Annotated in this window: 17 protein-coding genes; 8 read left to right on the forward strand and 9 right to left on the reverse strand. The window is 71.8% G+C overall.

Translation table 11 applies throughout. The features are described from left to right. Positions 1-10 precede the first annotated feature (10 nt). From O7613_RS12405 to araB, 3 genes are all read right to left on the reverse strand, one after another. Complete coding sequence (locus O7613_RS12405; protein WP_282293949.1) at positions 11-1006, reverse strand: ABC transporter substrate-binding protein; 996 nt, start codon at positions 1004-1006, stop codon at positions 11-13. A 94-nt stretch (positions 1007-1100) separates the two neighbouring features. Next, positions 1101-1784, reverse strand: a complete 684-nt coding sequence (locus O7613_RS12410) for an L-ribulose-5-phosphate 4-epimerase (protein WP_281588554.1) — start codon at positions 1782-1784, stop codon at positions 1101-1103. Beyond that, positions 1781-3463: a ribulokinase gene (gene araB, locus O7613_RS12415; RefSeq protein ID WP_282293952.1), complete on the reverse strand. Its 1683-nt coding sequence runs from the start codon at positions 3461-3463 to the stop codon at positions 1781-1783. The genes O7613_RS12410 and araB overlap by 4 nt, the downstream gene beginning before the upstream one ends. A 789-nt stretch (positions 3464-4252) precedes the next feature. Between araB and O7613_RS12420 the strand changes: the two genes are divergently transcribed. Further along, positions 4253-5773 (forward strand): ricin-type beta-trefoil lectin domain protein, encoded by a 1521-nt coding sequence (locus O7613_RS12420; protein ID WP_281590253.1) that lies wholly within the window; start codon positions 4253-4255, stop codon positions 5771-5773. A gap of 50 nt (positions 5774-5823) precedes the next feature. Here the strand turns inward: O7613_RS12420 and mmsB are convergent, their stop codons facing one another. The 5 genes from mmsB to O7613_RS12445 form a co-directional block, all read right to left on the reverse strand. After that, entirely contained in the window at positions 5824-7074 is a 1251-nt protein-coding gene (mmsB, locus tag O7613_RS12425) for a multiple monosaccharide ABC transporter permease (protein WP_281588551.1), read from the reverse strand. Next, positions 7071-8609 carry a multiple monosaccharide ABC transporter ATP-binding protein gene (gene mmsA, locus O7613_RS12430; protein WP_281588549.1) on the reverse strand — a complete coding sequence of 513 codons (1539 nt, stop codon included), beginning with the start codon at positions 8607-8609 and terminating at the stop codon, positions 7071-7073. The genes mmsB and mmsA overlap by 4 nt, the downstream gene beginning before the upstream one ends. 82 nt (positions 8610-8691) lie before the next feature. Then, a complete protein-coding gene (gene chvE / locus O7613_RS12435; protein ID WP_282293954.1) occupies positions 8692-9831 on the reverse strand; it encodes a multiple monosaccharide ABC transporter substrate-binding protein in 1140 nt (379 codons plus the stop codon). A gap of 200 nt (positions 9832-10031) precedes the next feature. Then, the gene (locus O7613_RS12440) at positions 10032-11354 is read right to left on the reverse strand and encodes a PHB depolymerase family esterase (protein ID WP_282293955.1); all 1323 of its coding nucleotides are present in this window, start codon (positions 11352-11354) and stop codon (positions 10032-10034) included. 79 nt (positions 11355-11433) lie between these two features. Then, complete coding sequence (locus tag O7613_RS12445; RefSeq protein ID WP_282293957.1) at positions 11434-12792, reverse strand: endo-1,4-beta-xylanase; 1359 nt, start codon at positions 12790-12792, stop codon at positions 11434-11436. Between the two features lie 230 nt (positions 12793-13022). On the opposite strand from O7613_RS12445, the gene O7613_RS12450 reads away from it, so the two are divergent. From O7613_RS12450 to O7613_RS12475, 6 genes are all read left to right on the forward strand, one after another. After that, positions 13023-13955: an STM4015 family protein gene (locus O7613_RS12450; RefSeq protein WP_282293959.1), complete on the forward strand. Its 933-nt coding sequence runs from the start codon at positions 13023-13025 to the stop codon at positions 13953-13955. A 42-nt stretch (positions 13956-13997) separates the two neighbouring features. Continuing rightward, complete coding sequence (locus tag O7613_RS12455; protein ID WP_282293960.1) at positions 13998-15077, forward strand: STM4014 family protein; 1080 nt, start codon at positions 13998-14000, stop codon at positions 15075-15077. After that, positions 15065-15868, forward strand: coding sequence for an STM4013/SEN3800 family hydrolase (locus O7613_RS12460; protein WP_282293962.1), 804 nt, complete (start codon positions 15065-15067; stop codon positions 15866-15868). The genes O7613_RS12455 and O7613_RS12460 overlap by 13 nt, the downstream gene beginning before the upstream one ends. Further along, entirely contained in the window at positions 15862-17190 is a 1329-nt protein-coding gene (locus O7613_RS12465; protein ID WP_282293964.1) for an STM4012 family radical SAM protein, read from the forward strand. Before O7613_RS12460 ends, O7613_RS12465 begins: the two co-directional genes overlap by 7 nt. Further along, positions 17187-18056, forward strand: a complete 870-nt coding sequence (locus O7613_RS12470; protein WP_281588536.1) for an STM4011 family radical SAM protein — start codon at positions 17187-17189, stop codon at positions 18054-18056. The genes O7613_RS12465 and O7613_RS12470 overlap by 4 nt, the downstream gene beginning before the upstream one ends. Before the next feature lie 272 nt (positions 18057-18328). Next, positions 18329-19798 (forward strand): arabinofuranosidase catalytic domain-containing protein, encoded by a 1470-nt coding sequence (locus tag O7613_RS12475; protein ID WP_282293967.1) that lies wholly within the window; start codon positions 18329-18331, stop codon positions 19796-19798. A 61-nt stretch (positions 19799-19859) separates the two neighbouring features. Here the strand turns inward: O7613_RS12475 and rph are convergent, their stop codons facing one another. Beyond that, the gene (rph, locus tag O7613_RS12480; protein WP_282293969.1) at positions 19860-22457 is read right to left on the reverse strand and encodes a rifamycin-inactivating phosphotransferase; all 2598 of its coding nucleotides are present in this window, start codon (positions 22455-22457) and stop codon (positions 19860-19862) included. Between the two features lie 263 nt (positions 22458-22720). Between rph and O7613_RS12485 the strand changes: the two genes are divergently transcribed. Further along, positions 22721-23824 (forward strand): DUF4037 domain-containing protein, encoded by a 1104-nt coding sequence (locus O7613_RS12485; protein WP_282293971.1) that lies wholly within the window; start codon positions 22721-22723, stop codon positions 23822-23824. Positions 23825-23974: the final 150 nt, after the last annotated feature.

The following is a 23974-nucleotide window of genomic DNA, read 5'->3' on the forward strand; positions in this document are numbered from 1 at the left end:
CCGGTGTGGATCAGTACTTGCGGTTGGGGAGGGCTTCCTTCGCCGTCGTCTGGGTGAAGGTGGTCTCCTCGGTCTCGATCCGGGCCGGCACCTCCTCGCCGGCCTTGACCTTCTTGGCGAGGTCCATCAGCTGCGGGCCGAGCAGCGGGCTGCACTCGGCGATGAAGTTGAACTTGCCGTCCGCCAGGGCCTGCATGCCGTCCTTCACCGCGTCGACGGTGATGATGGTGATGTCCTTGCCCGGCACCTTGCCGGCCGCGGTGATCGCCTCGAGCGCGCCCAGGCCCATGTCGTCGTTGTGCGCGAAGAGCACGTCGATCTTCGGGTTGGCCTTGAGGAACTGCTCCATCACCTGCTTGCCGCCGGCGCGGGTGAAGTCACCGGACTGCGACGCGACGATCTTGAGGTTGGGGTTGGCCGCGATGGCCTCGCCGAAGCCCTTCTTCCGGTCGTTGGCCGGCGCCGAGCCGGTGGTGCCCTGAAGCTCGACGATGTTCACCGGGCCGGTGGCGGACTTCTTCTCCTCCACCAGCCACTCGCCGGCGAGCCGGCCCTCCTTGACGAAGTCGGAGCCGAGGAACGTCTTGTAGAGCGACTTGTCGGCCGAGTCGACCGCGCGGTCGGTCAGGATGACCGGGATCTTCGCGTCCTTGGCCTCCTTGAGCACGGTGTCCCAGCCGGACTCCACCACCGGCGAGAAGGCGATCACGTCGACCTTCTGCTGGATGAAGTTCCGGATCGCCTTGATCTGGTTCTCCTGCTTCTGCTGCGCGTCGTCGAACTTCAGCTCGATGCCGGCCTCGCCCGCCGCCTCCTTGATCGAGGTGGTGTTGGCGGTACGCCAGCCGCTCTCCGCGCCGACCTGGGAGAAGCCCAGGACGAGCTTGTCGTCGCCGCCGCCGGAATCGCCGCCGGTGTCGCTGTTGCCGCAGGCGGCCATGCTGCCGGCGAGCAGCACGCCGGCAAGGGCCGCGATGACCGTACGGGTCATACTCCTGGTTCGCATCGTTCTCCTCGTGGGTGGGGTGATCCGGGCGCGCGACCGGCGGGGCCGGGGCGACCGGTTGTGGTGGTGGGATGAGAGGTGGTGCTGGTCGGGGTCACCCGGTGGGCGGGCGCTGGCCGTACACGTTCTGGTAGCGGTCGTGGAGCGCGTCGATGTCGGCCGGCGCGATCGGCAGCGGCTGCCCGAGCGCGCGGGCCAGGTGCGCCGTGCGGGCGACGTCCTCGCACATCACCGCGGCCTTGACCGCCGCGCGCGCGTCCTTGCCGATGGTGAAGACGCCGTGGTTGCGCATGAGCACCGCGGGTGACCGGTGCCCGGACAACGTGCTGACGATGCCCTTGCCGATGTCGTCGCCGCCGATCAGCGCGAACGGCCCGACCGGGATCTCGCCACCGAACTCGTCGGCCTGCGCGGTCAGCCAGCACGGGATCGACTCGCCCCGGGCCGCCCAGGCGGTGGCGTACCCGCTGTGCGTGTGCACGACGCCGCCGACCTCGGGCATCGCGCGGTAGACGTAGGCGTGCGCGGCGGTGTCGCTGGACGGCGAGCCGCCGCCGTCGACCACGACGCCGTTCAGGTCGCAGAGCACCATGGTGTCGGCGGTCAGGTCGTCGTAGTCCACCCCGCTCGGCTTGATCACCATGAGGTCCTGCCCGGGGACCCGCGCGGACACGTTGCCGGCGGTCCAGGCGACCAGGTTGTAGCGGGTCAGCTCGCGGTGCAGGCCGGCGACCGTCTGCCGCAGCGCGGCGATCTGCCGGGCGACGTCGGTGTTCATCCGACCACCTCCAGGGTCGAGTCGTGCGGCGCCGCGGCGGCGTCCACCGCCGCGTTCCGGATCGCCCGCAGGCGGAGCATGACGTCGTTCCCGCCGCGACCGAAGTGGTCGTGCAACGCCCGGTATTCGGCGTAGAGCGCGTCGTAGGCGCGGACGTTGTCCGGGATCGGCCGGTAGACGCCCTCGTCGACCCGGCCCATGGCCGCCGACGCCTCGTGCACCGTCGGGTACGCCCCGGCGGCGACCGCGGCGTGGATGGCGGACCCGAGCGCCGGCCCCTGGGCCGAGCCGATGATGCCGAGCGGCCGGTTGGTGACGTCGGCGTAGATCTGCATCAGCAACCGGTTCGAGGTCAGCCCGCCGGCCACCACCAGGTCGTCGACCGGCACGCCCGCCTCGGCGAACGCCTCGATGATCATCCGGGTGCCGTAGGCGGTGGCCTCCAGCAACGCGCGGTAGACGTCCGCCGGGCGGGTGGCCAGGGTCAGCCCGACGACGAGCCCGCTGAGGTCGTGGTTGACAAGCAGCGAGCGGTTGCCGTTCCACCAGTCCAGCGCCACCAGGCCGTGCACGCCGACCGGCTGGGCGGCGGCCAGTTCGGTGAGCCGCTCGTGCGAGTCCAGGCCGGCCGGGGCGGCGTGCCGCACGAACCAGCCGAAGATGTCTCCCACGCCGCTCTGCCCGGCCTCGTAGCCCCAGGCGCCGGGGCTGATGCCGCCGTCGACCACACCGCACATCCCGGGCACCTCGGCCGGGTGGGTGCCGTTGAGCACGTGGCAGGTGGAGGTGCCCATGATGGCCACCAGCCGGCCCGGGTGCAGCGCCTGGGCGGAGGCGGAGGTGACGTGCGCGTCGACGTTGCCGACCGCGACCGCGATGCCCTCGGGCAGCCCGGTCCAGGCGGCGGCGCGCGCGCTGAGCGTGCCGGCCCGGTCGCCGAGCGGCAGCAGCGGGCCGTCCAGCTTGGTCACGAAGTCGGTGAAGTCCGGGTCGAGCGCGGCCAGGTAGTCCTGTGACGGGTACTGGCCGTCCTGCCGGATGCCCTTGTAGCCGGCGGTGCAGGCGTTGCGGGTCTCCGCGCCGCACAGCTCCCACACGATCCAGTCGGCGGCCTCGATGAAGCGGTCGGCCCGTCGGTAGACCTCGGGGTCCTCGGCCAGGATCTGCAACCCCTTGGCGAACTGCCACTCGGCGGAGATCTTGCCGCCGTAGCGGCCGATCCACGGCTCGCCCCGCTCGTGCGCCAGCGCGTTGATCCGGTCGGCCTGCGGCTGCGCGGCGTGGTGCTTCCAGAGCTTGACCCAGGCGTGCGGCCGGTGGCGCAGCTCCGGCACCTCGCACAGCGGGGTGCCGTCGGCGAGCGTCGGCAGCACGGTGCAGGCGGTGAAGTCGGTGCCGATCCCGATCACCCGGGCCGGGTCCACGCCGGCGGCGGCCAGCGCGGCGGGCACCGCCTCGCGCAGCACGTCCCGGTAGTCGTCGGGATCCTGCAACGCCCAGTCCGGCGGCAGCGGCGGGCCGCCGTCGGGCAGGGCCGTCTCGATCACCCCGCGCCGGTATTCGTGCACCGCCGTGCCGAGTTCGGCGCCGTCGCGGACCCGCACCACGAGCGCCCGCCCGGACAGCGTGCCGAAATCGACCCCGATCACGTACCGGTCGGCCGCGTCCACCTCGCTCATTTGCACCTCTCCCGTGTCACGGAGTTAGTGTTAGCGCTCACATATACATCCGTCAAGACACCCGAACGCAACGGCTACGTAACGGGAACGGTCGCCGCGCGACACCCGCCGCGGACGGCGCGGGTACCGGCCCGCCCACCCCTCGCGCGAGATCCACGAGAGCGACCGGCGGTCGGCGGATCCGGACCCGCGCGCCGCAGTGTTAGCGAGAACAATCGATGCCTTGCGTGGACACTCGTCGATCATCCGCCCGCGCCCCGGTACGGACACCGGGCCAGCCGCCCGGCGGGCCGGCAGAGGGGCTCTCAACGGCACTTTTTCCGTCCGGCCGGGTTCCCGTCGACCCGGTCGGCAAGCGTTGCGAGACGCCTTCAACTATTTACACAGTTTGATGTCAGCGATAACATCCGCGGCATCACTGCACCGGCGTGCCGATCCCCGGGCGGACGCAACCGGCACGCAGCGAGGTGGCGGCCGGCGGCGTCCCGGCCATCGCCGAATCCACCACCGAAGAGCGGCTGCCGGCGGTCCACCGGTCCCCTCGACGCCACGGCCTCCCCGGTGCCCACCGACGATCCGTGGCACGGGCCGCGGCCGGCGGTCGCTCCCTGAAGGACGCCGGCTTCGTCGGCGCCCGTCAACCGAGGAGGACCTGTGCGCAGAAGGACACGATGGATGCTCGCCGCCCTGGGAGTGGCGGCGGTCGCCCTCGCGGCCACCGTCACCGACGGGGTCGTCACCCCGCACCCGGCGCGGGCGCTTGACAACGGTGCGGCTCGTACGCCGCCGATGGGGTGGAACAGTTGGAACACGTTTGGTTGCAATATCAGTGAGTCGTTGATCCGGCAGATGGCGGACGCGATGGTGAGTTCCGGTATGCGGGATGCCGGGTATGAGTATGTGGTGGTGGATGACTGTTGGATGAACCCGAATCGGGATTCGGCGGGGAATCTGCAGGGGGATCCGGGTCGGTTTCCGTCGGGGATGAAGGCCCTGGGTGACTACATTCATGCGCGGGGGTTGAAGTTCGGGATCTATCAGGGTCCGTTGACGAAGACGTGTGCGCAGTATTTCAACAGTTATCCGGGGTCGACGGGGGCGCAGGGGCATGAGGTGCAGGACGCGCGGCAGTTCGCGTCCTGGGGGGTGGACTATCTGAAGTACGACTGGTGTTCGCCGTCTGGGTCGATCGATGAGCAGGTGCGGGTGTTCAACCTGATGCGTGATGCCCTGGCGGGGACGGGTCGGCCGATCGTGTACAGCATCAACTCCAACAGTGTGCATTCGAAGACGGGTCCGCAGCGGGACTGGGGTGATGTGGCGAACATGTGGCGGACCACGGAGGACATCACGAACACGTGGAACTCGGGGCAGACCAACGGGTATCCGATGGGGATCCAGAACATTGTGGACGTGACGGTGCCGCTTGCGGGGCGGGCGAGGCCGGGGGCGTTCAACGACATGGACATGTTGGAGGTGGGTCGGGGTGGGATGACCGACACGGAGATGCGGAGTCATTTCGCGTTGTGGGCGGTGTTGGCGTCGCCGTTGATCGCGGGTAACGACCTGCGGAACATGAACGCGGCGACGCAGACGATCTTGAAGAATCCGACGTTGATCGGGATCAGTCAGGATGCGTTGGCGTTGCAGGCGGCGCAGGTGTCGTTCGACGGTACCCGCCGGGTGTTGGCGAAGCGGTTGGCCAACGGTGATGTGGCGGTGGCGTTGTTCAACCAGGGCAGTGGCACCACCACGATCTCCACCACCGCGGCGGCGGTGGGTAAGAGCGGCACCTCGTTCACGCTGCGCGATGCGTGGACCGACACGACGAGCACCACCTCCGGCGCGATCTCGGCGAGCGTCCCCGGCCACGGCACCGTCGTCTACCGGGTCAGCGGGGGCGGCACCACCACCCCGCCGCCCACCCCGACCACGTTCCGGCTGCGCAGCGAGTCGGCCGGCCGGTGCCTCGACGTCGACAACGGCGGCACCGCGAACGGCACCGGCACGCTGATCTGGGACTGCCACGGCAACCCGAACCAGCAGTTCACCGCCAGCGGGCAGACGCTCCAGGTGCTGGGCAAGTGCCTCGACGTGCCGACCAACGCGACCACCGGCACCCGGGTGCAGATCTGGGACTGCAACGGCGGCACCAACCAGCAGTGGACGTTCAACAGCAACGGCACGGTGAGCAACGGGCGCTTCCCGTCCCTGTGCCTGGACGTCGACGGCGGCGCCACCGCCAACGGCACCCGGGTGATCCTCTGGACCTGCCACGGCAACACCAACCAGCGGTGGAGCCGGGCGTGACCGTGCGGCCGGCCGGACGGCTTCCCCGCCGTCCGGCCGGCCGGCCGGGCTCAGCGGCTGCCCGCGGCGCGGCGCTTGTTCCAGATGTCGAACGCCACGGCGGCGAGAAGCACCAGGCCCTTCACCACCGACTGGATGGACTGGTCGACGCCCATGAGCTGCATTCCGTTGCTCATCACCGCCATGATCAGGCCACCGACCATCGCGCCGACGACGGTGCCGACCCCACCGGTCACCGCCGCGCCGCCGATGAAGGCCGCCGCGATCGCGTCCAGCTCGAACATGTTGCCGGCCGCCGGTTGGGCCCCGTTGGAGCGGGACGAGTAGATCACCCCGGCCACGGCGGAGAGGAAGCCCATGTTGACGAAGACCCAGAAGTTGACCGTCTTCACCCGCACACCGGACAGCGTCGCCGCCGGCAGGTTGCCGCCGATCGCGTAGACCTGACGGCCGAAGACGGTGCGGCGGGTGAGCAGGCCGTAGATGAGCACCAGCACGGCCAGGATGATCAGCACGATCGGCAGGCCACGCGCGTGGGCGAGCTGCCAGGCGAACCACATGACGACGGCGCCGACCACCACCACCCGGACGACGAACAGCGGGAACGACTCCACCGGCTGCTCGTGGCGGATCCGGGCCAGCCGGGTCCGGAAGACGCTCGCCGCGTACCCGACCACCGCGAAGACACCGATCAGCAGCGTGAAGGCGTCGAAGCCCTGCCCACCGAGGAGCCCGTTGAGGAAGCCGGCGGCGACCCGCTGGTATTCGGACGGGAACGGCGACAGCGAGATGTTGTCGAGCACACGCAGGGTCAGGCCGCGGAACAGCAGCATGCCGGCCAGGGTGACGATGAAGGCCGGGATCCCGGCGTACGCGACCCACAGGCCGTGCCAGGCGCCCACCGCGACGCCCACGGCGAGCGCGGCCAGGATGCCGACCCACCAGGGCATGCCCTCGCGGATCACCAGCACGGCGGAGACCGCCCCGGTGAGCGCCACCACCGAGCCGACAGACAGGTCGATGTGCCCGCCGATGATCACGATGACCATGCCGATCGCGAGCACCAGGATGTAGGAGTACTGAAGGACGATGTTGGTGAGGTTGCCGGGGCTGAGCGAGACGCCGTCGGTGAGGATCGCGAACAGCGCGACGATCACCACGAGGGCGATGTAGATGCCGCTCTGACGCAGGTTGCCGAGGATCAGCGTCCGCGGGTCACTGGTCCCGGTGTGCAGGGTGGCGCCCGCCCCGGCGTCGGGCGCGGTGGCCTTCGGCGAGGTGGAGGGCTTCGTGCTGGTCATCCGACGAGATCCCTGTCCTTGGTCATGAGTTCCATCAGGTTCTCCTGGGTGGCCTCGCCCACCGGCAACTCCCCGGTGATCCGACCGGCCGCCAGGGTGTAGATGCGGTCGCACATGCCGAGCAGCTCGGGCAGCTCGGAGGAGATGATGACGACGGCCTTCCCGGCCGCCACCAGGCGGTTGACGATCGTGTAGATCTCGAACTTCGCGCCGACGTCGATGCCCCGGGTCGGCTCGTCGAGGATCAACACGTCCGGGTCGGTGAACAGCCACTTCGCCAGCACGACCTTCTGCTGGTTGCCGCCGGAGAGCTTGCCCACCACCGACATGACGGTGGGCGCCTTGATGTTCATCTCGCGCCGGCCCTGCTCGGCGACCTTGATCTCCTCGTTGCCGTCGATCCAGCCGTTGCGCGCGAGCTTGCCCAGCGCCGCGGCCGAGATGTTGCCCCGCACGTCGTCGATCAGGTTGAGGCCGTAGTGCTTGCGGTCCTCGGTCGCGTACGCGATGCCGTTGGCGATCGCCTCGGCCACCGTCCTGGTCCGCACCTCGCGGCCGTTGACGAAGATCCGGCCGGAGATGTCCCGGCCGTACGCGCGGCCGAACACGCTCATCGCCAGCTCGGTGCGGCCGGCGCCCATCAGCCCGGCGATGCCGACCACCTCGCCGGCGCGGACCGAGAGCGAGGCCCGGTCGACCACCAGCCGGTCCTGGGTCGGATGGCGCACCGTCCAGTCCTCGATCCGCAGCACCTCGTCGCCGGGCGTCGAGGTGCGGGTCGGATAGAACGCGGCGAGGTCGCGGCCGACCATGCCACGGATGATCCGCTCCTGGGTCGCCGTGCCGTCGCTCATGTCGAGCGTCTCGACCGTCCGGCCGTCCCGGATCACCGTGGTCGAGTCCGCGATCGCGGTGATCTCACCGAGCTTGTGGGAGATCATGATGCAGGTGATGCCCTGGTCCCGCAGCCGGCGCAGCAGGTCCAGCAGGTGCGCCGAGTCGACCTCGTTCAGCGCCGCGGTCGGCTCGTCCAGGATCAGCAGCCGCACCTTCTTGGACAGCGCCTTGGCGATCTCCACCAGCTGCTGCTTGCCCACGCCCAGTTGGATGACCGGGGTCAACGGGTTCTCGTCCAGCCCGACCGACCGCAGCAGCGCCGTGGCCTCGGCGTTGGTGCGGTGCCAGTCGATCAGCCCGCTGCGACCGCGCCGCTCGTTGCCGAGGAAGATGTTCTCCGCGATCGACAGGTACGGCACCAGCGCCAGCTCCTGGTGGATGATGACGACGCCGCGGGACTCGCTGTCCCGGATGCCCCGGAACTCGACCGGCTTGCCGTCGAGGACGATCTCGCCGTCGTAGCTGCCGGTCGGGTACACCCCGGACAGCACCTTCATCAGGGTGGACTTGCCGGCGCCGTTCTCGCCGCAGATCGCGTGGATCTCGCCGCGCCGGACGGCGAGCGAGACGTCCTGGAGCGCGGCCACTCCGGGAAAGGTCTTCGTGATGTTCCGCATTTCGAGGATGTGATCGCTCATGGAAACCGTCCTGCTCGTGGCCGTCGCGTCGGTGCGCCGGTGGACCCGGTGACGCGGTGCGCCACCGGGTCCGCCGCACGGATCAGCCGGCCCGGCCGGCGGCGACTTCCTGCTCGGTCAGGTAGCCGGAGTCGATCAGCGCCGACTTGATGTCTTCCTTGTAGACGGTCTGCACCGGCAGCAGGAACGCGGGCACGACCTTGACACCGTTGTCGTACGCCTTGGTGTCGTTCGCCTTGGGCTCCTCCTCCTTGAGGAACGACTCGGCGGCGGCCACGGCCTGTTCGGCGAGCAGACGGGTGTCCTTGAAGACGGTCGAGCTCTGGACGCCGTCGTTGATGAGCTTGACCGAGGCGACCTCGGCGTCCTGGCCGGTGATCACCGGCATCTTCTTGGCCCCGCCGCGGTAGCCGGCGTTCTGCAGGGCGGTGATGATGCCCCGGGAGATGCCGTCGAACGGCGACAGCACACCGTCGATCTTGGTGCCGTCGTTGTAGCTGGAGGTGAGCAGGTCCTCCATCCGCTTCTGCGCGGTCTCCTGCTGCCAGCGCAGGATGGCCATCTGCTCGATCTTCGTCTGACCCGACTTCACCTTCAGCGTGCCGGCGTCGAAGTACGGCTTGAGCGTGTCCATCGCGCCGTTGTAGAAGAAGTGGGCGTTGTTGTCGTCGAGCGAGCCGGCGAACAGCTCCACGTTGAACGGACCGGTCGCGCTGCCCTTCGAGCCGTCCTTGTTCTGCAGCCCGAGGCCGACCAGGAGCGCGTTGGCCTGCGCCACGCCGACCTTGTAGTTGTCGAAGCTGACGTAGAAGTCGACGTTGGGGCTGTTGCGGATGAGCCGGTCGTAGGAGATGACCGGGATCTTCGCCGCCGCGGCGGCCTGGAGCTGACCGCTGAGCGCGGTGCCGTCGATCGGGGCGATCACCAGCACGTCCGCGCCCTGCGTGATCATCTGGTCGATCTGCTGCGACTGGGTGGGGATCTCGTCCCCGGCGTACTGCAGGTCGACCTTGTAGCCCTTGGCCTGGAGCTTCTCCTTCACCGAGTTGCCGTCGGCGATCCACCGCTCCGAAGTCTGGGTCGGCATCGACACGCCGATCGTCAGGTCGCTGGGCTTGGCCGAGCTCTTGTCCTCGCCGCCACCCGCGCCGTCACCGCTGCACGCGGCCATGCTGACGGCGATCGCGACGCCGCCCAGCGCGGCCAGAAATCGTCTGCGCACGAGCTTTCCTCTCCCCTACGTACTCCACGAACCGCACAGGTATTCCTCCCGGCGAGTGTTAACGCTCACAAGTTGCAACGTCAACCGATCGGGCGAAACGCGCATGTCTCGTTCTCGTAACAAGACCGCCGTGCGGAGGAGAGGAAGCCGCGGGGCGGCGCGACGACGGGCCGTCGCACCGCCCCGACGGGCCGGTGGATTCAGGAAGCCGCGCAGGTCGGGGTCAGGCCCGACGCGCTGCCGTTGCCCTGGAACCCGAACTCGGCGCTCTGGCCGGCGCCGAGCTGGCCGTTGTAGTCCACGTTCGCGAACCGCACCGTGCCGGTGCTGCCACTGGCGGTCGCGCTCCACGTGTTGGTGACACTCGCGCCACCCGGCAACGTCAGGCTGACCGTCCAACCCCGGGTACCACCGGAACCGGCCGTCACCTTCACCGAAGCCACGAAACCACCGGTCCACGAGTTCACCGACACCGACGCCGAACAACCACCCGTGCTCGGCGGCGGGGACGTCGTGCTCGGCGGCGGCGTGGTGGGACTCGGCGGCGGCGTGGTCGGGCTCGGCGGCGGGGTCGTCGGGCTCGGCGGCGGCGTGGTCGCGCCGGTGCCGTCGAAACCGAGGAACCGCACCGCCTGGGCGGCGTCGAACGGGATCGAGTGGCCGTAGCCCTGGAGGCTGATCGCCTCCACCGGCGGCATGCCACCGGTGCCGCCGTAGCGGGTCCGGGTGGCGCTGGCCTGCGGATAGTCGGTCATGCTCGGCGTCTGCGACACGCCCAGCACGTTCGTCCACTGCTTGATCTGCTCGCCGAAGTTGACGTAGCTGAGCGTGGTGTCCGTGGTGCCGTGCCAGATCTGCATCCGGGGCCGCCGGCCGGTGTAACCGGGGTAGGCGTTGCGGACCAGGTCGCCCCACTGCTGCGGGGTCTTGGTGATCCGCCCGCCGGAGCAGTCGCTGTTCCACTCCGAGCCGTTGGTGGTGGCGAAGCAGCCGTACGGCACACCGGACGAGCTGACCCCGGCGTGGAACACGTCCGGGTACACGCCGGCCATCACGTTGGTCATCATCGCGCCGGACGACGCGCCGGCGACGCCGATGCGGGCCGGGTCGACCGGGTAGCGGCTCGTCACGTAGTCGATCATCGACTTGAGACCGACCGGGTCGCTGCCGCCGCCGCGCCGCAGCGCCTGCGGCGACGACACGTCCCAGCACTTGCTGCTGCGGGTGACCGACGGGTAGATCACGATGAACCCGTAGCGGTCGGCCAACGGGCTGTAGCCGGAACCGGTGTGCATCGCCGGACCGCTGCCGGTGCAGTAGTGCAGGACCAGCAGCAGGGCCGGCCGGGCCGGGAGCCGGTCCGGCACGTACAGGTGCATCTGAAGGTTCGTCGGGTTGGTGCCGAAGTTGGTGACCTGGGTGAGCGCGGCGGCGGACGCCGGGCCGGCGGCGGTGACGACGGCGACCGCCGTCGTCAGGACCGTCGCCAGCACGGCCGCGAGCAGCGCGATCTTCGCTCTCATCGGCGGTTCCTCCATGGTGGGGTACGGACGGAGGCCGCCGGCCCGGCCCACGGTGACGTGGGCCGGGCCGGCGGGTGGATCAGCTGGCGGAGCAGGTGGGCGTGATGCCCGACGCGCTGCCGTTGCCCTGGAACCCGAACTCGGCGCTCTGGCCGGCGCCGAGCTGGCCGTTGTAGTCCACGTTCGCGAACCGCACCGTGCCGGTGCTGCCACTGGCGGTCGCGCTCCACGTGTTGGTGACACTCGCGCCACCCGGCAACGTCAGGCTGACCGTCCAACCCCGGGTACCACCGGAACCGGCCGTCACCTTCACCGAAGCCACGAAACCACCGGTCCACGAGTTCAGCGTCACCGACGCCGAACAACCACCACTGCTCGGCGGCGGCGTGGTCTGGTTCGGCGGCGGCGGCGTGGTCGTGTTCGGCGGCGGCGTGTTGGTGCCGCCCGCGTTCAGCGCGTTCAGCACCGACGTGTACGCGGCCTTCTTGTTGCCGGAGCAGTCGAAGAGCAGCGCGTTGTCCGAGCCACGCCACGAGTCGCAGTCCCGCACGCCCCACACGGTGATGCCGGTGCAACGCGACACCGCCAGGCAGGAGCGGGTGACCGTGCCAAAGATGTTGGCCTGGTTCCCGCCGGTCATCACGTCCAGCTCGGTGATCTGCACGTCCACGCCGAGGTCGGCGAAGCGCTGGAGGTTGGCCTGGTAGTCACCGGGGATCGTGGTGCCCAGGTGCGACTGGAAGCCGACGCAGTCGATCGGCACGCCACGGGACTTGAAGTCCCGCACCATGTTGTAGACGCCCGTCGACTTCGCGTTGATGCCGTCGGTGTTGTAGTCGTTGTAGCAGAGCTTCGCGCCCGGGTCGGCGGCCCGCGCGGCCCGGAAGGCCGCCTCGATCCAGTCGTTGCCGGTGCGCTGGAGGTTGGAGTCGCGACGCCCACCGCTGCCGCCGTCGGCGAACGCCTCGTTCACCACGTCCCAGGCGTAGATCTGGCCCTTGAAGTGGGTGGCCACCTGGGTGACGTGGTTGATCGCCGCGTTGCGCAACGCGGAGCCGGACATGCCCTGCGCCCAGCCCGGCTGCTGCTGGTGCCAGAGCAGGGCGTGGCCGCGGACGCTCATCCCGTTCGCCCGGGCGTGGCTGACCAACCGGTCGCCGCCGGAGTAGTTGAACCGCCCCTGCTGGGACTCGGTGGCGTCCCACTTCATCTCGTTCTCGGCCACCACGGAGTTGAACTCACGGTTCAGCACCGTCACGTACGTGTTGTCGGACAGCTTGTTGGTGGCGACCGCCGCGCCGAAGTAGCGGCCCTTCTCGGCCGCCGACGCGCGCAGGGTGGTGCCGGCGCTGGCGGTGGGGGCCAGGGCCACCGCCATGCCGGCGGCGAGCACCCCGGCCAGCAGGCCGGTGGACAGCAGGGCTCTCGTGGGTCTCATGCAGGATTCCTCTTCCGGGTTACAGCGGTGGTGACACGACCAGCGCGGCTCGCCCGGAGAGCCTGTGCTGCGGATGCCCTGCCATCGACTGTGAGCGATAACATGCCCCGCGTCAAGTCCGGCGTCACGGGTGTGCGCCCTCGTGCGCCCGCCGATGGTCGGCCGACAATCGTGTCGGGGCAGCCTGTTACGGTTCCGCCGCCCTTGCCGCTGCCGCACCGGAGGTTGGTGTGATCAACTCTCACGTCTCGTCGTTCGCCGGGTTGCCGGTGCTGCCGTTCACACCGGGGGCCCCGCTGCCGGCGGATCCGTCCGCCGTCGCCTGGCGGCTGGAGGTCGAGGAGTTCGACGCCGATCCGGCCGAGTTCGCCGGCCTGCTCGCCGCCATGCTGGACGAGGTGCCGGCGGAGGCGGTGCGGGCCGTGGTGGTGGGCGAGTGGGGCGAGGCGTACGAACGCCCGTTGCCGGTGGACGTGCTTGTCGACGCGGCGCGGCGGTGGACCGGGCTGCGGGCGCTGTTCCTCGCCGACCTGGTCGCCGAGCAGTGCGAGATCTCCTGGCTCACCCACGGGGACGTCACCCCGCTGCTGGCGGCCTGCCCGGCGCTGGAGGTGCTGGGCATCCGCGGCGCCCAGGGCCTGCGGCTGGAGCCGGTCCGGCACACCGGGCTGCGCGAGCTGCGCATCGAGTCGGGCGGCCTGCCGGGCACGGTGGTGCGCGCGGTCGGGGAGTGCGACCTGCCGGCGCTGCACCGGCTCGACCTGTGGCTCGGCGTCGCCGACTACGGCGGTGACGCCAGCGTCGACGACCTGGCGGCGGTGCTGGCCGGCGACCGGCTCCCGGCGCTGCGGCACCTCGCGTTGTGCAACGCGGAGCACGCCGACGCGATCGCCGCCGCGGTGGCCGACGCGCCGGTCGTCGACCGGTTGGACGTCCTCGACCTGTCCATGGGCGTGCTGGGCGACACCGGCGCGGCGGCGCTGCTGGCCGGTCGGCCGCTGACCCACCTGCGCCGGCTCGACCTGCACCACCACTTCCTGTCCGACGAGGTGGCCGCGTCGGTGGTCGCCGCGCTGCCGGGCGTCGAGGTGGACGTCTCCGACCCGCAGACCGCCGACAAGCACGACGGCCGGTTCTACTACTTCACCGCGGTCGGGGAATGACCGCCGCCGGCCGCCGCCCGCGCGAGCGGAAACGCCTGTGACATGCGGCTGACCGTCGTGGGTAACCCCGCCAACCGCCGGGTGGCGATGTTCACCCGGGCGGTGTGCGGCGCGGGCCTGCCCGCCCCCGACGTGCTCCCCTGGGCCGACGTGCTGACCGGGGCCGCGCCCCCGCCGGCCGGCGCGGTGGTCCGGGTGGACTCGGCGGGCGAGGACCCGACGGTCGACCGGCTGCTGCGGGGTGCGCCCACCGCCGCCCGCCACGGTGAGCTGGTCGGCCTCGCCGGCGCGTACGCCGGTCTGGTCGCCGGCCTCGCCCGGGTCGCCGCCGGCGGCGCGGAGCTGCTCAACGCGCCGGCGGACGTCGCGACGCTGTGCGACAAGCGACGCTGCCACGCGGTGCTGTCGGCGGCCGGCGTGCCGGTGCCGGCCGCGCTGCCGCCGGTCACCGGCTACGCCGCGCTGCGCGACGCGATGGCCGCCGCCGGCTGGCCCCGGGTGTTCGTCAAGCCGGCGCACGGCTCGTCGGCCGCCGGGGTGCTCGCGCTGGCGGTCGGCCCGCGCGGCGTGCGGGCCGACACCACTGTCGAGTCCACCCCGGACGGGCTGTTCAACTCACTGCGGGTGCGCCGCCTCACCGACGAGTCGACGGTCGCCGCGATCGTCGACCAGTTGGCGCCGGACGGGCTGCACGTCGAGCGGTGGCTGCCCAAGGCCGGTCTGCGCGACCGGGTGGTCGACGTGCGGGTGCTCGTGGTCGCCGGCCGGCCCACGCACGCGGTGGTCCGCGCCGCCCGGGGGCCGCTGACCAACCTGCACCTCGGCAACGCGCGCGGCGACCTCGCCGAGCTGCGGGCGGCGGCGGGGCCGGCGGCCTGGTCCGCGGCGATGGAGACCTGCGAGCGGGTGGCCGCCTGCTTCGCCGGCTCGCTGCACGTCGGTGTCGACCTGATGTTCCGCACCGGGTGGCGCCGGCACGCCGTCGCCGAGGCCAACGCCTTCGGCGACCTGCTGCCCGGCGTGGTCACCGACGGCCGGGACAGCTACGCCGAGCAGGTGCACGCGCTGACAAGCGGCCGATGGCGGCAGTGGCGGGCGGAGGTGGCCGGGTGCGCGGCCTGATCGGCAGCCACGACCTGCTCCTGGTCACGCTCGACACGTTGCGTTACGACGTGGCGGCCGAGCTGGCCGCGGCCGGGCGCACGCCACGGCTGGCGCGGGCGCTGCCCGGCGGCCGGTGGGAGCGGCGGCACTCCCCCGCCAGCTTCACCTACGCCGCCCACCACGCCTTCTTCGCCGGTTTCCTGCCCACCCCGACCGTGCCGGGGCGGCACGAGCGGCGGTACGCGGCGGCGTTCCCCGGCAGCGAGACCGCCGGCGCCGACACCTGGGTGTTCGACGCGGCGGACCTGCCGACCGCGCTCACCGGCGCCGGCTACCACACGCTCTGCCTGGGCGGGGTGGGCTTCTTCAACCGGCGCAGCCCGCTGGGGTCGGCGCTGCCCGACCTGTTCGCCGAGGCGCACTGGGAGCCGGAGTTCGGGGTCACGTCCCCCACCTGCCTGGACGCGCAGCTCGACCGGCTGGGTGAGGTGCTGACCCGGCTGCCGGCCGGCCGCCCGCTGTTCACCTTCCTCAACGTCGCCGCGCTGCACCAGCCCAACCGGCACCACCTGCCCGGCGCCGAAGCCGACAGCCGGGCCACCCACGCCGCCGCGCTGGAATACGTGGACGGGCGCGTCGACCGGCTGTTCCACCTGGTGACCGGCCGGGGCCGCCCGGTGTTCGCGATCGTCTGCTCCGACCACGGCACCGCGTACGGGGAGGACGGCCACACCGGTCACCGGATCGGCCACGACGTGGTGTGGACCGTCCCCTACGCCGATTTCGTCCTGCACCCGGGAGCATGGTGACAAGCACCGATCCGAGCCTCGACGGCTCCGCCTACCAGCAGTACCTCTACGCCTACCCGCACAAGACCTCCTACCGGCCGCTGCGTCCCCGGCCCCGGCTGGCCGACGTGTGGCGAGCCGAGGCACGCGAGGCGCTCTTCCTCTACCTGCACGTGCCGTTCTGCGAGATGCGGTGCGGCTTCTGCAACCTGTTCACCCGCGCCAACGCGCCGGCCGAGCAGGTCACCGCCTACCTGCGGCAGCTCCGCCGGCAGGCCGGGCAGGTCGCCGAGGCGCTCGGCGACGACGCCGGGTTCGCGCGCGCGGCGTTCGGCGGCGGCACCCCCACCTACCTCACCGCCGACGAGTTGACCGAGCTGTTCGCCATCGCCACCGGCACGCTCGGCGCCGGCCTGCCGGGCGTACCGCTGTCGGTCGAGACATCGCCGGCCACCGCGACCCCGGACCGGCTCGCGGTGCTCGCCGCGCACGGCGCCACCCGGGTGAGCATCGGCGTGCAGAGCTTCCTCGACGTGGAGGCGCGCGCCGCCGGCCGGCCGCAACGCCGGGTCGAGGTGGAGGCGGCGCTGGCCGCGATCCGCGCGGCCCGGTTCCCGGTGCTCAACATCGACCTGATCTACGGCATCGACGGGCAGACCGCCGACACGTGGCGGCAGAGCCTGGACGCGGCGCTGGCCTGGCAGCCGGAGGAGTTGTTCCTCTACCCGCTCTACGTCCGGCCGCTGACCGGCCTGGGGCGACGCGCGCACGCCCGCGCCGACTGGGACGCCCAGCGGCTGGCGCTCTACCGGCAGGCGGTGGAGACGCTCGGCGCGGCCGGCTACCGGCAGGAGTCGATGCGTCAGTTCCGCCGCGCCGACGCGCCGACGCCGGACGGCCCGGGCTACTGCTGCCAGGACGACGGCATGGTCGGCCTGGGCTGCGGCGCCCGTTCCTACACCACGGCGCTGCACTACTCCTTCGACTACGCGGTGAGCGTCACGCAGGTACGCGCGGTGCTCGACGACTACCTCGCCCGCCCCGCCGCGGATCTCGCGCACGCCGAGTTCGGGTTCCGCCTCGACGGCGCGGAGCAGCGCCGCCGCTGGCTGTTGACCTCGCTGCTGCGCGCCGAGGGCGTCGACGCCGCCGCCTACCGGGCCCGCTTCGGCCGCCCGCCGTCCGAGGACTTCCCGCAGCTCGGCCGGCTCGTCGAGCGGGGCTGGGCCACCGACGGGGGGCTGCGGCTCACCGCCGCCGGGTTGGCCCGCTCCGACGCCGTCGGCCCGTGGCTCACCTCCGCCGAGGTGCGGCACGCGATGACCGGGTACGCGCTGCGGTGAACCTGTCCATCCTCTATCGGGGGCCGTTGGCGAGCTGCAACTACGACTGCCCGTACTGCCCGTTCGCCAAGCGGCGCGATCCGCCGGAGCTGCTGCGCGCCGACCGGGCGGCGCTGGCCCGCTTCACCGACTGGGTCGCCGCGACCACCGACGTGCGGCTGTCGGTGCTGTTCACGCCCTGGGGCGAGGCGCTGACCCGCAGGTGGTACCGGGACGCGATGGTGTCGCTGTCCCACCTGCCGCACGTCGACCGGGTGGTGGTGCAGACCAACCTGGCGGCCCGGGTCGACTGGCTGGCCGACGCCGACGCCGGCGCGGCGGCGTTGTGGACGACCTACCATCCGGGGCAGGTCGACCGGGCGCGGTTCCTGCGTCGCTGCGCGCGCCTGGCCGAGTTGGGCATCCGCTACTCGGTCGGGGTCGTCGGCCTGCCGGAGCACCTCGACGAGGCGCGGGCGCTGCGCGCCGCGTTGCCGCCCGCCGTCTACCTGTGGGTCAACGCGGCCGAGGGGCGCCGTTACACCGCCGACGAGGAGGCGGTGTGGACCGCCCTGGACCCGCACTTCGGTCACAGCGTCCGCCCGCACCTGTCCCTCGGGCAGCCCTGCCACGCCGGCGAGACGGCCGTCTCGGTGCTCGGCGACGGCACGGTTCGGCGCTGCCACTTCATCGCCGAGCCGATCGGCAACCTCTACGACGGGTCGTGGCGGGCCGCGCTGCGACCGCGGGCGTGCGGCAACGCGGTCTGCGACTGCCACATCGGATATGTCCACCTGAAGCCGCTCGGGCTGCGCGAGGTGTTCGCCGGTGGGGTGCTGGAGCGCATTCCGGCCGCCTGGCCGCCGAGGGCCACGGCGCCGCGCTGACCGGCGACGCCCGGCGCGGCGCGCCGTTGACATCCATGCAATGTTAACGCAAACATAGATGAGCGGGCCTCCCGGAGAGGCCGCCGGGAGCTTGCCACCTCGCACCACCGCCGGTCCAGGGCAGACCGGTGCCGTTCGACGCGCATGGCTGACGGGCCGCCGGGGTCGACACCCGGCCGCCTCCGGAGCGCGATCCACATCGGACCGACGCACGTGAGCGTCAACCGTGGTCAGCCGGGCGTGCCGTCCCCCTCACGGACCGGGAGGTCCCCGTGCCACTCACCAGCCGTTCCCGCCGACGCTGGGCGTCGATCGCCGCCGCCGCCGCGCTCACCCTCACCGCCGGCCTCACCGGCACCCAGCTCGCGTCCGCCGCCGCGGCCGGCTGCTCCGTCACCTACACCGTCTCCTCGTCCTGGCCCGGCGGCTTCGGCGCCAACGTCACCGTCACCAACCTCGGCGACCCCGTCAGCAGCTGGCGTCTGACCTGGAACTTCACCGCCGGACAGACCGTCACCCAGTACTGGAACACCACCCTCACCCAGACCGGCGCCGCCGTCACCGCCGCCAACGTCTCCTACAACGGCGCCATCCCCACCGGCGGCAGCACCAACTTCGGCTTCAACGGCGCCGCCACCGGCAGCAACCCCGCACCCACAAGCTTCGCCCTCAACGGCACCACCTGCACCGGCGGCGTCAGCACCCCACCGACGACAACGCCACCGACGTCGACGCCACCGACCAGTGCCCCGCCCACGACGCCACCACCCACCACGCCGCCGCCGACCGCCAACGGCCCCTGCGACATCTACGCCGCCGGCGGCACCCCCTGCGTCGCCGCGCACAGCACCACCCGCGCGCTCTTCCGCGCCTACAGCGGCCGGCTCTACCAGGTCCGCCGTTCCTCCGACAACACCACCCGCGACATCACCACGGTCAGCGCCGGCGGCCCCGCCAACGCCGCCGCGCAGGACTCCTTCTGCGCCAACACCACATGCGTCATCACCTGGATCTACGACCAGACGACCCGGGGCAACAACCTCGGCTACCAGGGCTCCGGCGGCATCGGCGGCGCGGTCCAACCGGCCGTGGCGAACCGCGAGTCGATCACGGTCGGCGGGGCCAAGGCGTACTCGCTGTTCATCCCCGGCAACAGCAGCTACTGGCGGAACGGCCGGGACACCGGCATCCCCACCGGCAGCGCGCCCGAGGGCATGTACATGGTCACCAGCGGCACCCACGTCAACAGCGGCTGCTGCTTCGACTACGGCAACAGCGAGACCACCCGCCGGGCCGACGGGGCCGGGGCGATGGACGCGATCAACTTCAGCACCAGCTGCTGGTTCGGCGGCTGCTCCGGCAGCGGCCCCTGGGTGCAGGCCGACCTGGAATGGGGCCTCTACCCCGGCGGCAGCCAGTCCTGGAACCCCAACCAACGCGCCTTCACCAGCAAGTTCGTCACCGCCACGCTGAAGAACAACGGCACGTCGCGCTTCGCCATCAAGGGCAGCAACGCCCAGTCCGGCAACCTCTACACCCTCTACGACGGATCGCTGCCCCCCGGCTACAGCCCGATGAAGAAGCAGGGCGCGATCATCCTGGGCAGCGGCGGCGACTGCTGCATCGACAACCGGAACCAGAGCGTCGGCACCTTCTACGAGGGGGCCATGGTGGCCGGTTATCCCTCGGACGCGACCGAGAACGCGGTCCAGGCCAACGTCGTGGCCGCGGGTTACCGCTGAGCCGACCCGGCCGTCGCCTCCCGGGCGGGGGAGGCGACGGCCGGGTCCCACCGGACCGGGGTCAGGACAGCAGCTCGACGTACCCGCCGGAGCCGTGCACCCGGATCCGCTGGCCGTCCCGGATCAGCCGGGTGGCCCCCGGCACGTTCACCACAGCCGGCAGGCCGTACTCCCGGGCGATCACCGCGCCGTGGGTCATCTGGCCGCCCACCTCCGTGACCAGGCCGGCCACGGCGACGAACAGCGGCGTCCAACTGGGGTCGGTGTGGGCCGTGACGAGGATGTCGCCCGGGTCGAGGTCGGCCCGGGCCAGGTCCAGGACGACCCGCGCCCGCCCCTCGACCGTCCCGTGCGAGACCGGCAGGCCGGCCAGGGCGCCGCTCGGCACGTCGTCACGACGGTACGCCCCGGTGACCGCCTCGCCGTCGGAGGTGAGCACCCGGGGTGGCGTCAGCGCCTGGTGGGTCCGGAACGCGTCCGCGCGCTCGCGGATCAACCGCCGGTCCACCCGCCGCGTGCGCACGGCGTCGCGGAACTCCGGGAAGGTCAGGAAGAAGACGTCCTCCCGGTCGGCCAGCACGCCGGCGCGCACCAGCGTGTCGGCCTCCGCCATCAGCGCCTGCTTGTAGACGAGGTAGCGGCTCACGATGCCGTACTTCGGATACTCCCGGTAGCCGATGAAGGTCCGGACCCGGTCGATCATCCGCCGCGCCTGGTCGGCCTTCTCCGCCCCGTCCGGCAACGCCCGCAGTCGCGCCAGCACCTCCCGGGCCTTCCGCTCCGCCGCCCGCCGGCCCTGCTCGAAGCGCCGCGCGGCGGCCCCGGGCGCGAAGTTCCGGACGTGGTCGAGGATCAGCGGTACGAGGGTGTCCGGCCGCTCGCTCCACCGCGGCCTGGTGATGTCGATCTCGCCGACGCAGCGCATGCCGTACCGGTCCAGGTAGGCCGAGATGGCGTCGCGCGCCTCGACCCCGCCGGGGAGCTTCGGCAGCTCGTCCAGGAAGCCGCCCCCGCCGGCGTCGCGCAGGAACGCCACCACCTCGGGGTACGGACGGATGACGTCGGCGACGTCGAGCAGCGCCAGCCCCATCTCCGAGGTGACGTTGCCGGGGGCGGACAGCGTGAGCGTGTCGGCCGCGTTGGGCTCGCCCAGCCACTCCCCCAGCTTGTCGTTGAGCCACCAGGTGGCTTCCATGCCCGCCATGATCGCCTGAATGCTCAGTGGATCGGTGAGCACCCGCTTGTGCTCCTCGAACGCCTCGGTCAGGAAGTCGAACAACGCGGGCCCGGACCGGGTCCGGATGTCGCGCCGCAACGCGGCGAGGCTGTCCTGGCTGCCCTCGATCAGCGCCGTGACGATGGCCGGATCCGTCTCGATCGTCGCCGGCGGCAGACCGGCCGGCGGACCGGCGGGACCCGCGTCCGGCACCGTCGGCACGAAGTCACCACGTTCCAGGATCGTCTCCAGCGCGTCCCGGGTCAGCGGATCGGACCGCGTCATGAGGTCCAGGAAGGCGGCGCGGCCGGCGGGCGTCGCCAGGTGCCGGGTGGCGTCGACGAACAGCCGGCCGCCGGCGGAACGCATGGGCGCCATGGCGGTCAGCTGCCACATCGACAGGCCCAGCGGCTTCATCGCGTCGGTCATCATCTGCTGGTGACCGACCGACAGGTAGACGTGGTTCTGTCCGTCGTCGACGGCCGGGACGGGGAACAGCGTGGTGATCGGCCGGCTCTGGAGGATCTGGAAGTCGCCGTCGACCAGACCCCACTCGATGTCCTGCGGGCGACCGAACCGGGCCTCGATCAACCGGCCGAGCCGGACCAGCCTCAGGACCTGCGCGTCGGTGAGCGCGGGCCGCTCCTGGCGGGCCGGGTCGATCGTCTCGATCCGCGTGCCGCCACCGGGCACGGCGCGTACGGCCCGCCGCTTGACGGCGATCGTCCGGCGCTCGATCGCGCCGTCACGCACCGTGAACACATCCGGGTTCACCAGCCCCGAGGCCAGCGCCTCGCCGAGGCCGACGCCGGCGTCCACCGAGGCGACCTTCCGGTTGCCGGTGACCGGGTCGGCGGTGAACAGGATCCCGGCCGCCTCCGGCAGGACCATCCGCTGCACCACCACGGCCATCCGCACGGAGCGGTGGTCGATGCCGTTACGGAGGCGGTAGGTCACCGCCCGCTCGGTGAACAGCGACGCCCAGCACCGGGCGACGTGGGTGCGGATCGCGGCCGGACCCACCACGTTGAGGTAGGTGTCCTGCTGCCCGGCGAACGACGCCGTCGGCAGGTCCTCCGCGGTGGCGCTGGACCGGACCGCGTAGGCGGCGTGCTCGCCGAGGTCGGCCAGGGCGCGGGTGATCGCCGCCGCGACGTCGTCGGGAACGCCGAGGCCCTCGACGACGCGGCGGATCTCCGCGCTGATCGTGCGGATGGTCTCCCGGTCGTCCGGCCGCGTGCGGCAGAGCTGGTCGAGCCGGTCGTCGAGCGCCGGCACCTCGGCCATGGCCCGCCGGAAGGCGTCGGTGGTCACGCAGCAGCCGGCGGGCACGCTCACCCCGTCCGTCCGGGACAGCGCCCCGAGATGCGCGCCCTTGCCGCCGACGACGGCGACCTGCCCCTCATCGATCTCGTCGAATCCGACCACATAGCGTCCGGTCATTCCGTGCCCCCGTTTTCCCAGGTGAACCGCGTCCGGCCGACGATTCTGCGGCACCACCCGGGTCTTGCCGCAAGACCCGGGGTGCGATATACGTTAGAGGTGGCAGGGAGTGGTCTCCCTGCCTTTGCCGTGTGCGGCGCGGCCTTTGCCGTGTGCGGCGCGGCCTTTGCCGTGTGCGGCGCGGCCTTGCCGTGTGCGGCGCGGTCGGCCTCCGACGAGGAGCGGCGAAAATCCGTCACCGGCAGCCGGTCCGCGTTGCGAGAATGCCGAGCGTGCCCGTGGACTTCATGCCCGGCGTCGAGCTGTCCCGCCGGCTTCACGACGACGCGGTCCGGCCCCTGTTCTCTCGTCACCTGCCCGACCTCACCTACAGCGCGGCGTTGATCGGCACCGGGTCCGAGGTCCTCGGCTTCGACACCCGGCGGTCCACCGACCACGACTGGGGTCCGCGACTGCACCTGTTCCTCACCGCCGATGACCTCGCCCGCCACGGCGCCCGGGTCGACCACCTGCTCGGCGAGCGGCTGCCCGCCACGATCGCCGGCTATCCCACCAGCCTGGTCCGCACCGGGCACGGCACCCGGCACCTGCGACACACCACCGGGCCCGTCCAGCACGGCGTCGTGATCGCCGAGTTCGGCGACTGGCTGACCGGCCACCTCGGCTTCGACCCGCTGAGCGGCGTCACACCGGAGGACTGGCTTGCCACTCCCACCCAGACCCTGGCCGAGGTCACCGCCGGCGCCGTGCACCACGACGGACTCGGCGTCCTGGCCGCGGCGCGACGCGCGCTGGCCTGGTATCCCGACGACGTGTGGCGCTACGTGCTGGCCTGCCAGTGGCAGCGCGTCAGCCAGGAGGAACCGTTCGTCGGCCGCTGCGGCGAGGTCGGTGACGAACTGGGCTCGGCGGTCGTGGCCGCCCGCCTCGTCCGCGACCTCATGCGGCTACGCCTGCTGATCGACCGGACCTACCCGCCCTACAGCAAGTGGCTCGGCACCGCCTTCGCCCGCCTCCCCGACAACGACCAGCTCGCCGCCACGCTGGCCGCCGCCCTGGGCGCCGACAACTGGCGCGACCGCGAGCGCCACCTCGTCACCGCCTACGAGACCATCGCCGCCCGGCACAACGACCTCGGCCTGACCGCGCCGGTCGACCCGCGTACCCGGCACTTCCACGGCCGGCCCTTCCGCGTCCTGCACGCGGAACGCTTCGCCCGGGCGCTGATCAACGCCATCGAGGACCCCGCCCTGCGCGCGTTGCCGTTGACCGGCGCCATCGACCAGTTCGTCGACAGCACCGACGTGCTCGGCCACCGCACCCGCAGCCGTAAACTCACCGCCGCCCTCTACCCGCCCGACCGGTAGCCACGCGCCCGCGCGGCCCGCCCGGCCAGCGGGGACGTCCGCGAGCGGGCCGCCGCTCCGGCCGCACGGCCGAACTGTGGCACTCCCGACGCCGGCCGGCGGCATGGCGGGTACGCCGTCGGGGCAAGACCCACCCGGAGAGCTGATTGG

This window comes from Micromonospora sp. WMMD975 (genome assembly GCF_029581215.1).
Lineage (GTDB): Bacteria > Actinomycetota > Actinomycetes > Mycobacteriales > Micromonosporaceae > Micromonospora.

Coding starts and splice junctions, on each gene's coding strand:
- O7613_RS12405 (WP_282293949.1), bottom strand. CDS start 1,006: ATGCGAACCAGGAGTATGACCCGTACGGTCATCGCGGCCCTTGCCGGC.
- O7613_RS12410 (WP_281588554.1), bottom strand. CDS start 1,784: ATGAACACCGACGTCGCCCGGCAGATCGCCGCGCTGCGGCAGACGGTC.
- araB (WP_282293952.1), bottom strand. CDS start 3,463: ATGAGCGAGGTGGACGCGGCCGACCGGTACGTGATCGGGGTCGATTTC.
- O7613_RS12420 (WP_281590253.1), top strand. CDS start 4,253: ATGGGGTGGAACAGTTGGAACACGTTTGGTTGCAATATCAGTGAGTCG.
- mmsB (WP_281588551.1), bottom strand. CDS start 7,074: ATGACCAGCACGAAGCCCTCCACCTCGCCGAAGGCCACCGCGCCCGAC.
- mmsA (WP_281588549.1), bottom strand. CDS start 8,609: ATGAGCGATCACATCCTCGAAATGCGGAACATCACGAAGACCTTTCCC.
- O7613_RS12440 (WP_282293955.1), bottom strand. CDS start 11,354: ATGAGAGCGAAGATCGCGCTGCTCGCGGCCGTGCTGGCGACGGTCCTG.
- O7613_RS12445 (WP_282293957.1), bottom strand. CDS start 12,792: ATGAGACCCACGAGAGCCCTGCTGTCCACCGGCCTGCTGGCCGGGGTG.
- O7613_RS12455 (WP_282293960.1), top strand. CDS start 13,998: ATGCGGCTGACCGTCGTGGGTAACCCCGCCAACCGCCGGGTGGCGATG.
- O7613_RS12465 (WP_282293964.1), top strand. CDS start 15,862: ATGGTGACAAGCACCGATCCGAGCCTCGACGGCTCCGCCTACCAGCAG.
- rph (WP_282293969.1), bottom strand. CDS start 22,457: ATGACCGGACGCTATGTGGTCGGATTCGACGAGATCGATGAGGGGCAG.
- O7613_RS12485 (WP_282293971.1), top strand. CDS start 22,721: ATGCCGAGCGTGCCCGTGGACTTCATGCCCGGCGTCGAGCTGTCCCGC.